At 40.2% G+C, this 13,682-nt stretch carries 10 protein-coding genes; 8 read left to right on the top strand and 2 right to left on the bottom strand.

The features are described 5' to 3' along the window. Positions 1–114: 114 nt before the first annotated feature. The 5 genes from RMY00_RS07475 to RMY00_RS07455 all read left to right on the top strand — a co-directional run bounded on the left by RMY00_RS07475 (position 115) and on the right by RMY00_RS07455 (position 4,948). Positions 115–708 (top strand): hypothetical protein, encoded by a 594-nt coding sequence (locus tag RMY00_RS07475; protein WP_322646939.1) that lies wholly within the window; start codon positions 115–117, stop codon positions 706–708. A gap of 41 nt (positions 709–749) precedes the next feature. Further along, positions 750–869 (top strand): histidine kinase, encoded by a 120-nt coding sequence (locus RMY00_RS07470; RefSeq protein ID WP_322646938.1) that lies wholly within the window; start codon positions 750–752, stop codon positions 867–869. Continuing rightward, the gene (locus RMY00_RS07465) at positions 870–2,132 is read left to right on the top strand and encodes an MFS transporter (protein WP_322646937.1); all 1,263 of its coding nucleotides are present in this window, start codon (positions 870–872) and stop codon (positions 2,130–2,132) included. A gap of 133 nt (positions 2,133–2,265) precedes the next feature. Then, entirely contained in the window at positions 2,266–4,179 is a 1,914-nt protein-coding gene (ilvB, locus tag RMY00_RS07460; protein WP_322646936.1) for a biosynthetic-type acetolactate synthase large subunit, read from the top strand. Between the two features lie 292 nt (positions 4,180–4,471). After that, a complete protein-coding gene (locus tag RMY00_RS07455) occupies positions 4,472–4,948 on the top strand; it encodes a tellurite resistance TerB family protein (protein WP_322646935.1) in 477 nt (158 codons plus the stop codon). A 157-nt stretch (positions 4,949–5,105) separates the two neighbouring features. On the opposite strand, the gene RMY00_RS07450 is transcribed toward RMY00_RS07455, so the two are convergent. After that, positions 5,106–5,705 carry a hypothetical protein gene (locus RMY00_RS07450; protein WP_322647133.1) on the bottom strand — a complete coding sequence of 200 codons (600 nt, stop codon included), beginning with the start codon at positions 5,703–5,705 and terminating at the stop codon, positions 5,106–5,108. Between the two features lie 234 nt (positions 5,706–5,939). Here RMY00_RS07450 and dacB point away from each other — a divergent pair, with 234 nt between their 5' ends. Beyond that, positions 5,940–7,409: a D-alanyl-D-alanine carboxypeptidase/D-alanyl-D-alanine-endopeptidase gene (gene dacB, locus RMY00_RS07445; protein WP_322646934.1), complete on the top strand. Its 1,470-nt coding sequence runs from the start codon at positions 5,940–5,942 to the stop codon at positions 7,407–7,409. 204 nt (positions 7,410–7,613) lie between these two features. Here the strand turns inward: dacB and RMY00_RS07440 are convergent, their stop codons facing one another. Further along, on the bottom strand, positions 7,614–8,117 hold the full coding sequence (locus RMY00_RS07440; protein ID WP_322646933.1) for an N-acetyltransferase family protein: 504 nt from the start codon (positions 8,115–8,117) through the stop codon (positions 7,614–7,616). 593 nt (positions 8,118–8,710) lie between these two features. On the opposite strand from RMY00_RS07440, the gene RMY00_RS07435 reads away from it, so the two are divergent. Next, positions 8,711–11,947 (top strand): efflux RND transporter permease subunit, encoded by a 3,237-nt coding sequence (locus tag RMY00_RS07435; RefSeq protein ID WP_322646932.1) that lies wholly within the window; start codon positions 8,711–8,713, stop codon positions 11,945–11,947. Positions 11,948–11,954: 7 nt separating this feature from the next. After that, the gene (locus RMY00_RS07430; RefSeq protein ID WP_322646931.1) at positions 11,955–13,472 is read left to right on the top strand and encodes an efflux RND transporter periplasmic adaptor subunit; all 1,518 of its coding nucleotides are present in this window, start codon (positions 11,955–11,957) and stop codon (positions 13,470–13,472) included. Positions 13,473–13,682 lie beyond the last annotated feature (210 nt).

Here is a 13,682-nt window from a genome sequence, read left to right as displayed (position 1 = left end):
TCAACAATTCCCAACATCAAGTTGAGAGTTTCAAAATATTCTCTTAAAGGTGCAAACTTTAACACACTTTTATATAGATTAGGGAGAATAAAAAAATCAAAGGTAATGTTAAAGATGAGTATAATTATTTGCCCTGGAATCCATGAACCAGAGTTAACTGAAAGCTTTAGAGTAGAATTGTTAGACGTACTTCGTAATAGCGCGATCGCACACAATCCCCCAAATATACTGGTTTATCCGGGTAAAGATTTTTTAGTTTTATCAGCCTTGCATATTTTGCAGTTTTTGCGCGTTAGCCTAGCTCACCGCAGGTATGGCTTGACCGACTCTATAAAATCACCAATTATATTTATTAGCTTTAGTGCTGGCGTAGTCGGAGCAATAGGGGCAGCGCATTTGTGGCAACTCTCAGGTGGTCATGTCAAAGCGTTTATTGCTATAGATGGATGGGGAGTACCACTACAAGGTAATTTTCCTATTCATCGGATGAGTCATGATTATTTTACGCATTGGAGTTCTTGTTTGCTAGGTTGTGGGCAAAATAACTTTTATGCAGAGCCAGCAGTCGATCATTTGTGCATCTGGCGATCGCCCCAAATTGTCCAAGGCTGCTGGGTAGATTTATCAATTGAAATTTCTCCACCCAAAGGTCGTCTGACAGCAACTGAATTTTTGCTTATGCTGTTAAAGCGCTATGAAGCAGATTAATCCGGACAATGGAGTAAGTAAACAGGAGTTAGGAGTGAGGAGTGAGGAGTGAGGGAGATGAGGGAGCAAGGGAAGAAGAATTAATAACCAATGCCCAATGCCCCATGCCCAATGCCCCACGTCCAATGCTCAATGCCCATCTACCTAAAGAAAGTATCTAAATGTTTCCAACTGAACCAGCTGCTGTCAATAACGGGTTTAGCGCACTGCTAAAAAATCGTAGTTTTATGCTCCTGTGGATTGGACAACTGATGTCCCAGTTAGCAGACAAGGTCTTCTTCGTTTTGCTGATTGCTCTGCTGGAGAACTACCCTCCGCTTCCTGGGTTGGCACAAAACTCGATGTACTCAACATTGATGCTGTCGTTTACAATACCAGCAATTTTGTTCGGCTCTGCTGGTGGTATCTTTGTTGACCGCTTGCCAAAAAAGCTGATTATGGTTGGCTCAGACATTGTGCGGGGAATATTGACGCTGTGTCTTCCTTTATTGCCACGACATTTCCTGATTTTGTTAATCCTAACTTTTGCCATTTCCACAGTGACGCAGTTTTTCGCACCAGCTGAACAAGCAGCCATTCCCTTATTGGTGAAGCGAGAAAATTTGTTGGCAGCCAATGCCTTGTTTAGCAGCACAATGATGGGAGCTTTAATTGTTGGCTTTGCAATAGGAGAGCCAATTTTGAGTTTGGCGAAAAGCTTGATGGGAGAAGAATATGGTCAAGAGCTTGTAGTTGGTGGATTATACATATTATCAGCTGCGATTATGCAGCCGATTAAGTTTAAAGAACCCAAACTTTCAAAGGAACACCAGGCATCAAATCACCCTTGGACTGAATTCACCGAAAGCTTGCGCTATCTTAAGAAAAACCCTTTGATATTGAATGCCATGCTGCAACTAACAACTTTATATTGTGTGTTTGCAGCCTTAACAGTGCTGACGATTCGATTGGCCGAGGAGTTTGGTTTAAAGGAAAAACAGTTTGGCTTTTTCTTGGCAGCAGCAGGCGTGGGTATGGTATTTGGTGCGGCAATTTTAGGCCACTGGGGTGATAAATTGCATCGTAAGCCTCTACCTTTACTTGGATTTTTGATGATGGCACTAGTTTTAGGGGTGTTTACTTTTACACACAATTTATTACTGGCGCTAGGACTCTGTGCATTTTTGGGCATAGGTGCTTCCCTAATTGGCGTACCCATGCAAACTTTAATTCAACAGCAAACACCATGTAACATGCACGGTAAAGTATTTGGTTTTCAAAATCATGCTGTTAACATCGCTCTGGCATTACCCCTGGCGATTACTGGGCCATTAACTGATGCTCTGGGCTTGCGAATTGTACTTATAGCAATGAGTATTGTTGTCGTAGTTGTCGGTGTTTGGGCTTGGCAAAATACCCGCAAAGTCTTGCAAAACGTAATTTAATTAATGTAGGCTAATAGTCTAGGTTTATATTTAATATAAAAATTAATAAAATTTTGATTGAAGTTTTCAATTAAAATGAAATCTTAAATACAGAATCCAGTATTAACTTTAGCTTATAGTCTGAGGTTTGACCGTGCGTTCACAAAGTGTCTCCGCAGGAGAATCGCTTTCCCAAATCAGTCTCCCACAAATCGAGAATCACAAACAGTCTCGTGCTTCTAGCCCCCCAGTCGTACCCAAACGTGCATCTGGCGGTTTTGCTCTACTTGACAGCCTTCATCGCCACGGCGTTGATTTCATCTTTGGTTATCCTGGTGGGGCAATTCTACCAATTTACGACGACCTGTATAAGGTGGAAGCAACTGGTGCTATTAAGCATATTCTCGTGAGACACGAACAAGGCGCAGCCCACGCCGCCGATGGTTACGCCCGTGCAACGGGAAAGGTAGGAGTATGCTTTGGTACTTCTGGCCCAGGAGCAACTAACTTGGTAACAGGCATCGCCACCGCCTACATGGATTCAATCCCGATGATTGTAGTCACGGGACAGGTAGCACGTCCGTCGATTGGTACAGATGCGTTTCAGGAAACCGATATTTACGGAATTACACTACCAATCGTCAAGCACTCCTATGTAGTGCGCGATCCTAAAGATATGGCGCGAATTGTCGCCGAAGCCTTCCACATCGCTAGTAGTGGGCGTCCAGGGCCAGTTTTGATTGATGTCCCCAAAGATGTAGCTTTAGAAGAATTTGACTATGTGCCTGTAAAACCAGGTTCAGTAAAGTTACGCGGTTATCGTCCCACAGTGAAGGGAAATCCCCGGCAAATTAATGCCGCGATCCAGTTGATTACTGAAAGTCGCCGTCCTCTACTGTATGTGGGTGGTGGTGCGATCGCAGCTAGTGCCCATGAAGAAGTCAAACAACTAGCTGAATTATTCAACATCCCTGTCACCACAACCTTAATGGGGATCGGTGCATTTGACGAACATCACCCCCTCGCTTTGGGAATGTTGGGGATGCACGGTACTGCTTACGCTAACTTTGCCGTTAGTGATTGTGACTTGCTGATTTGTGTCGGCGCTAGATTTGACGATCGCGTTACAGGCAAGTTAGACGAATTCGCTTCCCGCGCCAAAGTAATTCACATCGACATCGATCCCGCAGAAGTCGGCAAAAACCGCATTCCTGAAGTGCCCATCGTTGGCGATGTGCGGAACGTGTTAGTAGACTTGTTGCGTCGCTGCAAAGAAACAGGTGTTAAGGCTACCCCTAATCAAAACCAAGAGTGGTTAAATTTAGTTAACCGTTGGCGCGATGAGTATCCTCTAATAGTGCCGCAGCATCCCGACAGCATTTCACCTCAAGAAGTGATTGTAGAAGTCAATAGCCAAGCACCGCAAGCTTACTACACTACAGATGTGGGACAACATCAAATGTGGGCAGCACAATTCTTGAAGAATGGCCCAAGGCGCTGGATTTCTAGTGCTGGTTTGGGAACGATGGGTTTTGGCTTACCTGCGGCAATGGGCGCTAAAGTAGCGTTTCCTGATGAAGAAGTCATTTGTATTAGCGGTGATGCCAGCTTCCAAATGTGTTTGCAGGAACTTGGTACACTTGCACAGTATGGGATAAATGTCAAGACAATAATTATCAATAACGGCTGGCAAGGAATGGTGCGCCAGTGGCAGCAAGCCTTCTATGGTGAGCGTTACTCATGCTCCAACATGGAAGTAGGGATGCCAGACGTAGAGTTATTGGCAAAAGCTTATGGCATTAAAGGTATGGTAATTAGCGATCGCAGTCAATTAAAAGATGCGATCGCCGAAATGCTAGCACACAATGGCCCAGTAATCTTAAATGTCCACGTAACCAGAGACGAAAACTGCTATCCAATGGTAGCCCCTGGCAAGAGCAACGCTCAAATGGTTGGTTTGCAGAAGCAACCGCCTAAAGCAGCAGCAGAGCCAGTGTATTGTAGTCACTGCGATGCCAAAAATGCTCCTACTCACAACTTCTGCGCTGAGTGTGGGACGAAGCTGTAACGCTTTTTGATAATTCAGAGCGGTTTAACTAAATTTTGGGGCTTTAATTCCCCCGTAATTAACAAGCGGTAAGTTGTGTGGCAGAGTCTAAATCCACATTACAAAACTTAATTACGAATTATATTGATCGTTTTTATACGCAGAGAATATATTTCTCTGCGTATTTTTCATGAAAATAAATATTCATCCTAATGTACATTCCCGCATTATTTTGGGAATCCTAAATTTAGGAAGCTAGAGAAACCGCAAAATATGACTTCCTGAAATATCACGTAACTTTTAAAGGATAATTATGTCTAAACGCAAGTTGCCAAATGGCCGTAGTGTTAGTTCAGTTGCTCTAGAACCAGAAGTTGCGATCGCCATTCTTGGACTATTTTCAGCTGCGGCTGACGGTGAAGGTATTTCTTCAACAGAAGAATATGCTTTAAGTGAATTTCTTGGTCGGGTTGGCTTATTTGAAGATTATTCTGAAGAAGACTTTGAAGAATTGACCGAAAAAGTCGTCAGTTTGATTGAAGAAGAAGAACCAGAAGATTTAATCGCCCAGTCCATCGAATCCTTACCCAACAGAAATTATCGCGAAGCAGCATACATCACAGCTATTTTAGTGGTAGGGATTGACGAAGAAGTTCCCGAACACGAACAAGATTATATCTCTGAGCTTCAAGAAGCCTTAAATATTTCAGACGAACGCGCCCAAGAACTTATTGATGGAGTATTCGGAGAGGAAGAATACGAAGACGAAGATGAAGAGGAAGAGGAGTAATCCTTTTTCAATTACAGCCTCAACCATCTAGCATCTTTAATTTGGGGTTGCTAATTTAGAGTAAGAAATAATTTTAATTGAGTTGAGTTATTCAAATTCCTGACTTCATAAAGAAGTTGGGAATTTTGCACGTTATTAAAATTAATTCCATAGACCACTAATTAGAAATTGGTACATTTTTAAATGCGGCTGTATCTGGCACAAAAATGTCCAAATTGTTAACACCATCGGGAACTCTTAGCCAGATATAAGCATCTGCGGACGCTTGTGGACGGACTTGGAACAAAGAAACGCTTCCTGTTGAGCGATTGAGAGCAACTCCTTTGTAGGTTACGCTAGTCTCAGGATTGCGGGCTGTTGTACTAGCAACCGATATAATATCACCACCAACAACTCCGTCTGTGGCAAGGCGACGAATACGCATTTGCAGATTTACCACATCACGGTTTCCAGTTTCTGGATCTTTAATTCGCTTTGCTGAAAGTAACTCAACTTCTGCCTTTTTGCCAAAAGCAGGCTGCGAAAATTGACCAGGGCTAATTGTTGAAGTTGTAGCAGTAGCTGGGGATGATGAGGCCGTTACTTGTGGAGAAGTTGTAGCTGTAGGACTTAGAACTTGAGTAGGAATGGTGTTGCTGACTGTGTTACTAGCATTTATTGTCTGCTGCAACGTGAAAACTTCATAAGCTACATAGCCGCTACATCCCAAAGCCAAAGTAGAGAGTAATACAGCTACACCAGATAAAAATGTACTCACACCATTGCCTCGATTTCGTATTTCTGTATGTGCAGATTGACTTATGTTTCTATTTTGTAGTCCCATAAATTATGTTTGTGCGTAGGCGCAGCCCGTCGTAGACATCGCCCATCTATGAAACATGTGAACATCTTCCTTATACTAGTTAAGTAACTTTACTGAGCCAATCTTCCTCTCTCCGGAAAGAAGTTTTTGGGAAAGTAAAAATATCTCTCTTTAGGATAAGGAAAATTGGTGAAACTTAAGGCTTTCAATCAACCACTGGGTGTTTTGTTAATATTTTTGACTAGCCAGATAGGATTTAGTTTTATTGCGAAAGCACAAACCCAAGTCGCGCCAACAACTACTACAAAATCAATTTGCTCTAGCCAACTGGGAACAGCTATAGATGCTGTAATCAATCGTCCCTTATTTAGTCGGGTGCGCTGGGGAATTTTAGTGCAACCCCTGTCAACGGGGCCAATTCTTTACAGTCGGGATGCTCAAAAATACTTTACTCCCGCGTCTAACCTCAAATTGCTAACAACAGCAGCTGCATTGCAGCAATTGGGTGCTAATTTTCGGATTCGCACCTCTATTTATCAGAATGGCAATGGTGTTTTACGTGTTGTCGGTAGGGGAGATCCCAGCTTAAGTGATACTCAACTGCAAACATTAGCACAGCAACTAAAACAGAAAGGTATTACCCAAATTCAGCGATTGATAGCTGATGATAGTTTTATTCAAGGTGATATTGTTAACTCCACCTGGCAATGGGAAGATGTGCAGTCAGACTATGGCGCACCAGTTAGCAGCTTTATTCTCAATCAAAATATTTTTAGCTTAAAACTTGTACCGCAGGCTGTAGGTAAATCTTTACAAGTGGTGTGGATTGATCCTGGCGAAGCGAGACAGTGGCAGATAATCAATCAGTCAGTAACCGTTGCCCAAAATCAACCGAGCTACGTCAATGTTACCCGTGAATTATCAGGAAGAGTATTACGAATTCAAGGACAACTGACAACGAATTCTGAACCGTCTTTAATAGATTTGCCTGTAGTTGACCCTAATTATTACTTCTTACGTCGTTTCCGTGCAGCTTTGGCAACAGAAAAAATTCCTTTGGGACAAATATCAGTAGCAAATGGTGGTGTTAATCAAGAGGAAATAGCATTTATAGAGTCGCCACCTTTATCTGAATTATTAATGGAAACTCTTCAAAATAGTAATAATCTTTATGCTGAAGCACTGTTGAGAGCATTAGCTGTAGAAAAACCCAAACTGAAAAATCAAACTAGTGCTGATGTCGGTTTGGAAGTTGTCAAAGCGAGTTTAACTAAATTGGGAGTTGATCCAGCAAATTATATTTTAGTGGATGGTTCAGGTTTATCACGGCGTAACTTAGTAACACCAGAAGCTTTTGTACAAACTTTGCGAGGAATCGCAAGAACACCAACAGCATATATATATCGCGCATCTTTACCTGTGGCTGCTAAAAGTGGAACCTTGAAGGGACGCTTTCAAAATACACCTGCTGAGGGGATTGTCCAAGCAAAAACAGGTACGTTAACGGGTGTAGTTTCTCTATCTGGATATATGAATGCCCCTAAATATGAGCCATTGATTTTTAGTATTCTTGTCAATCAATCGGAACAACCTGCAACAGTAGTGCGGCAGGCAATTGATGAAATTGTTGTATTGTTAACGCAGTTGCAGCGTTGTTAAGAAGAATTCAGGAGTCAGAATTCAGAATTTAGAATACCCCATAAATAAATTTAGCAGATTTAAACAAGGATGTTATATTTCTACGCACTACATGTCTGAAAATACATCTTTGAATTTATTTATGAAAATAAATTTAGTTGCTCTATCTCTTTATAGGTTTATATTTTGACTACTAAGTTCTAAGTTCTTTCTTAAGTTATGAAATTAAACAACAGATTTAGTAATTCGGAGTCCCATGATTACTAAATCCCGTTCAACGCTGTCAATTTCGGCAACTTTAGGTAAATGTCCCCAAGGTTGAAAACCAAATGTTTCAAAAAGTTTTAAACTGGGTTGATTGTGGGCAAAAATAAAGCATAGTAGAGTCTTTAAACCCAAACTAGGACTTTCATTAATTGCTTGTGCTAATAGTTGTCGTCCTAAACCACATCGATGGAAGCTAGGGGCTATGTAAATACTAATTTCGGCAGTCTTACTATAGGCAGGCCGCCCATAAAAGGATTGGAAACTCAACCATCCAGCAATTACTCCCTCCACTTCGATTACCCAAAGTGGGCGTTGTGAAGGCGATCGCGCCTTAAACCAAGGAAGGCGACTTTCAACAGATACTGGCTCTAAATCAGCAGTTGCCATGCAACTAGGTATTGCAGCATTATAAATTGCCACAATTGCAGGCAAGTCAGTTTCAGTCGCATGGCGAATAGTCATTGCTACCGTATTAGAAAAAATCTTGAGAAAATATTCAAAAATAATACAGCGTTACGCAAGCCGAAACACACCTTTCTCTCTTAGAAAAAGTGGTATCGTAGCGCTGCGATCGCGATCTTCGTCAAAATCATCCACAAGAGTTAGCTTGCAAAGTTTGTTTTATCTTGATATGGCTCTCATTTTATAATTCACCTCTATAAATCAACTTTGCCGATGTTTCTGTATAAGATACTACGTTTTAGCTTAAATGGAATATAAGAAGGATCTTGCATTTTACACAAGTGTATGCAAAGATAATTTCACATAAAATACTGCAAGTCTATCGGTTTACAGTAGTAAATGACTTTTAATGCTTGCATTTGAGTCTAGCTGATTACAAATAAAAGCGTTCAGCAAATATTAATTTGGCAATGAATCAAGGGAATTCCAAAAAATAAATTATCCTGCTTGAATTTGGTGATCATTAACTGTCAACAGTTTGTAACAAGGAATTACAATCGAATATTTTTTATTTGAAAGTCCCTAATAAAAATTAAAACTTTAGTGTAAAGCGTCCTGATTGAAGAAGAAAGAATAATTTAAACTAAAAAACAATGTGGATTGTTAAACTTGCTCTTCGTCGTCCCTACACCTTTGTAATTACTTCTATACTTATTTTTGTCTTAGGAGTAGTTACTATTACGCGCATGGCAACAGACATTTTTCCAGAAATTAATATTCCTGTTGTCAGTGTAATTTGGTCTTATGGTGGCGTATCACCAGAAGAAATGGAACAGCGTATTGTTACGACCAGTGAACGCTCTTTTACAACCACTGTTAATGATATTGAACACATCGAATCACAATCACTCAATGGTGTTAGCGTCATTAAAGTTTTCTTCCAACCAGGAGCAAAAATTGAAGCAGCAGTAGCTCAACTTACCTCTAATACTCAAACAATTCTTCGAGCTTTACCTCCAGGAATTACACCTCCTTTAATTATTCGCTACAATGCTTCAAATGTGCCAATTCTTCAGCTAAGTGTTAGCAGCACATCACTATCAGAGCAAGAACTTTACGATAACGGCAATAATTTTCTACGGACTCAGCTAGCGACTGTTCAAGGCGCGTCTGTACCGTTACCTTATGGAGGTAAACCTCGGCAAATTATGGTAGATATTGACCCACAGGCGCTATTTGCCAAAGGTCTTTCCGCTACAGATGTAACAACCGCAATCAGCGCCCAAAATCTTATCTTACCTGCGGGAAATGCCAAATTAGGCGATCGCGAGTATAGTGTTCGACTCAATAGCAGTCCCCAAGTCTTAGATGCGTTAAATAATTTACCCATTAAACAAATTAACGGCACTGTAATTTATATACGTGATGTTGCTCAAGTCCATGATGGCTTTGCAGTGCAGAATAACATTGTTCGTCGAGATGGACGAAGGTCTAGTTTATTAACTATTCTCAAAAATGGTAGTGCTTCAACTTTAGATGTTGTAGCTAGAGTCAAAGAAAGACTACCAAAAATTCAAGCTACATTACCTAAAGAATTAGATTTAGAAATCTTATTTGACCAATCGATATTTGTTAAAGCTTCCATCCACGGAGTCTTAACCGAAGGATTAATTGCTGCTTGTTTAACTGCCGCGATGATTTTATTATTTTTAGGCAGTTGGCGCAGCACTTTAATTGTGGCAATCTCCATCCCTTTATCAATTCTTTGTTCTATTATTGCTTTGCGATTGATAGGACAAACTCTAAATATTATGACCTTGGGAGGTCTATCTCTAGCAGTTGGGATTTTAGTTGATGATGCCACAGTAGAAATTGAAAATATCCACCGCAATTTGGGGGAAGGAAAACCTCTGCAACAAGCTATTTTAGATGGCGCACAACAAATAGCTGTTCCGGCTTTCGTTTCTACCTTGGCAATCTGTATTGTTTTTATCCCAATTATCTTTTTAACAGGAGTAGCACAATCGCTATTTATGCCTTTAGGAATGGCGGTTGTTTTTGCCATGCTTGCCTCCTATCTACTCTCACGTACAGTAGTACCAATGTTGGCAAAGTTTCTGCTTGGTAAGGAACTACATCTTTATACTGAACATGAAAATTTAGGGAATAATGATAATAGTCATGTAATTCCTAAAAAAGATATTTTCTGGCGGATTCATGAGCGGTTTAACCGCCAATTTGAGAAATTTCGCCAAAACTATCGAAATACTTTAGCCAAAGCTCTAAATCATCGCGGTGTAGTTTTTGCGATGTTTGGTGCTTTTTGGGTAAGTGCCTTAGTTTTACTACCTTTTGTTGGTCAAGATTTTTTTCCGCAAGTAGATGCAGGTCAGTTTCGGTTGCATGTCCGCGCTCCTGCGGGAACACGACTTGAAAAGACAGAACAGATCTTTACTCAAGTTGAAAATGAGATTCGCCAAGTCATTCCTGAGCAAGAATTAGAAATTATTCTTGACAATATTGGTCTACCTGTAGGTGGAGTCAACCTGGCTTTTAGCGACACAGCAACCATCGGTCCCAGTGATGGAGAAATTCTTGTCGGTCTTAAAGAAGGTAAACATCATTCAACCTGGCAATATGTTAGACAACTACGCCAAAAATTAACCGCCCAATTTCCTGAATTAACCTTCTTTTTCCAACCTGCGGATATAGTAACTCAAATTCTCAATTTCGGTTTACCAGCCCCTATTGATATTCAGGTCATAGGCCCAGCTAAAAATCGTCGGGATAACTACAAAATTGCTAAACAAATCAAAAATCAAATAGCTCAAATTCCAGGAGCAGTTGATGTTCATTTACATCAAGTCGTTGATGCCCCAGACCTACGTATTAATGTAGATCGTTCTCAAGCACAACGTAGCGGGTTAACTCAACGAGATGTTGCCAATAACCTACTCACATCATTAAGTTCTAGTGGTCAAACATCACCTAATTTTTGGCTCGATCCTATCAAAGGAGTTAGTTATTTAATAGCAGTACAAGTTCCTCAATACAAACTTAATTCATTAGAAAAAATTCAGAATACTCCTGTAGCTAACGGTTCTAGCTCGTCACAACTTTTAAGCAATCTTGCTGTTGTAAAACGTGGGAAAGCTCCTGCTGTTGTTAATCATTACAACGTACAGCCTGTATTTAATATTTACGCCAATGTTCAAGGTCGTGATTTAGGTGGTGTAGCCAACGATATTTATAAAATAGTTGGACAATTTCAGCAGAAGTTACCACGCGGAAGTTCAATTATCGTAAAAGGTCAAGTAGAAACGATGAATTCATCTTTTCTAGGATTAGAAGTCGGATTGATATTTGCCATTGGATTAGTTTATTGCTTAATAGTAGTTAATTTTCAATCTTGGATTGACCCATTCATTATTATGATGGCACTACCAAATGCTTTAGCAGGAATTGTCTGGATACTATTTGTGACAAATACAACGTTTAGTGTACCTTCTTTAATGGGTGCAATTATGAGTATTGGGGTTGCTACTGCCAATAGTATTTTGCTTGTCACCTTTGCTAATGAGCAACGTTTAATAGGAGAAAAAGCTGTTTCTGCGGCTTTAGCTGCTGGTTATACCCGTTTGCGTCCAGTATTAATGACTGCTGGAGCCATGATTATGGGGATGTTACCAATGTCTCTTGGTTTAGGAGAAGGTGGTGAACAAAATGCTCCTTTAGGACGTGCTGTAATTGGTGGATTATTAGCAGCAACAGTGGCAACTTTAATTTTTGTACCCGTAATTTACAGTATTTTGCGCCGAAAACAACCCCAAAATTTAGAGTTAGAGGAAGAACTATCTTCTACTATCAAATTAACTGTAGCTAATCGCTAAATTATTTATGAATAATCAGAACACCGACTTCTCTAATAAGTCGGTGTTCTTAAAAAATTTCGATAAATCAATAAATCAAATAGAACTCTATAGTATGGATACTCAAGAAAATACCAAAGTTGATCATTCTGAAATCGCATCAATTGCGGCAAATAAAAAAAGTCGCTTCAATTTTATCACCATTATTGCTACGACTACGTTTGTTATCAGTGGGCTTTTAACACTTGGTATTATACCTCGATTACAACAGCAATCAGAATTAAATGCTTTCGCTAAATCTACAACAAAAAAAGCTTTTTCGGTCAATGTAGTTAAACCAAAAATTGCTGCTAATTTCACCGAATTAGTTCTACCTAGCAGTATTCAAGCCAGCCAAGAAACCACAATTTATGCCCGTACCAGTGGCTATTTACAAAAAAAATTAGTGGATATTGGCGAACGTGTAAATAAGGGGCAGCTACTAGCTATAATTGATGCGCCGGAAACTGACCAAGATATACAGCAAGCTCGTGCAGAATTGGCAAAGTCTGAGGCTAATCTCGCTCAAGTTCAGGCAGATTTAGCACAAAAGCAAAGTAATTTTTCTCAGACAAAAGCTAACTTAAAGGCTAGACAGGCAGAATTAGCCGAAGCACGTACTAACCTAGAACTAGCACGTCAAACTTGGCAACGTTGGCAATTACTTCAAAAGCAAGGAGCGGTGACTACACAAGCTGCCGATGAACGTGAAAGTGCTTTTAATGCAAGTCAAGCTAATGTAGATACTTTAATTGCTCGCGTTAATTCAGACCAAGAAAGTGTAAATACTGCTCTTGCAGCTATTAATTCCCAAAAAGCTAACATTAATGCGTTTATCGCAAGTAGGAGTGTTAGTAAATCAGATTTACAACGGATAACTGCTTTACAATCATTCAAACAAATTGTTGCCCCTTTTGCGGGTGTAATTACTGCTCGCAATGTAGATTCAGGAGCTTTAATTTCTGCGGGAAGCAATAATAATAGTGGAAATTCCTGGTTATTTAAGATTGCTCAGACAAATAATTTACGTATCCGAATTAATGTTCCTCAGGCTTTTGTGCAATCAATTCACCCTGGACAAAATGCGCTTGTTCGTGTTCGTGAGCTACCGAAAAAATCTTTTTCTGGTAAAGTTATTCGGACTGCTGATGCCTTGGATGCTACTTCTAATACCCTTTTGACTGAAATTGAAGTACAGAATTCAGACAATATGTTGCGTCCTGGGATGTATGCTGAAGTCACTTTTAAGACTGAACGTGCTAATCCACCTCTATTAGTACCAGCTAATACCTTAGTGATTAATGCAGATGGTGTACAAGTAGCCACTGTGACGAAGGAAAAGAAAGTTAAGTACCAGAAAGTAGAGCTTGGACGAGATTATGGTACTGAAGTTGAAGTTGTTTCTGGTTTAAGCCCTAATGTTAGGTTAATTACTAATCCAACGGATGCTCTCCAAGATGGGAAATCGGTTCAGGTACTTGCATCTAAGCCTAAGACTAAAAATTAATGTCTGATGTAGTCAATACCTTGTCTAGGAGACACTACGCAAATGCCAAATCGAAAAATTCCTTGATTCGTAGGTTGTGGAGCCAGTACGTTGCTCTGGTTCCTAAGTTCCTCCACAGACAACCAACATATCCACAGTATACGCCTGATGAACCATCCTTTAGCCTCACTGGAGTTTCGACATATTTTCTCCAGATAGCTTGGGATCAAA

It is taken from the genome of Nostoc sp. ChiVER01, from assembly GCF_034531155.1.
In the GTDB taxonomy this organism is placed as follows: domain Bacteria; phylum Cyanobacteriota; class Cyanobacteriia; order Cyanobacteriales; family Nostocaceae; genus Nostoc.
The sequence above is the reverse complement of the archived record's forward strand: the minus strand, read 5'-3'. Positions and strand labels throughout refer to the sequence as shown.

What these genes read in the sequence shown, in the direction of transcription:
- RMY00_RS07455 (WP_322646935.1), top strand. Translation starts at nt 4,472, where the DNA reads ATGTCTAAACGCAAGTTGCCAAATGGCCGTAGTGTTAGTTCAGTTGCT.
- RMY00_RS07430 (WP_322646931.1), top strand. Translation starts at nt 11,955, where the DNA reads ATGAATAATCAGAACACCGACTTCTCTAATAAGTCGGTGTTCTTAAAA.
- RMY00_RS07475 (WP_322646939.1), top strand. Translation starts at nt 115, where the DNA reads ATGAGTATAATTATTTGCCCTGGAATCCATGAACCAGAGTTAACTGAA.
- RMY00_RS07440 (WP_322646933.1), bottom strand. Translation starts at nt 8,117, where the DNA reads ATGACTATTCGCCATGCGACTGAAACTGACTTGCCTGCAATTGTGGCA.
- RMY00_RS07435 (WP_322646932.1), top strand. Translation starts at nt 8,711, where the DNA reads ATGTGGATTGTTAAACTTGCTCTTCGTCGTCCCTACACCTTTGTAATT.
- RMY00_RS07465 (WP_322646937.1), top strand. Translation starts at nt 870, where the DNA reads ATGTTTCCAACTGAACCAGCTGCTGTCAATAACGGGTTTAGCGCACTG.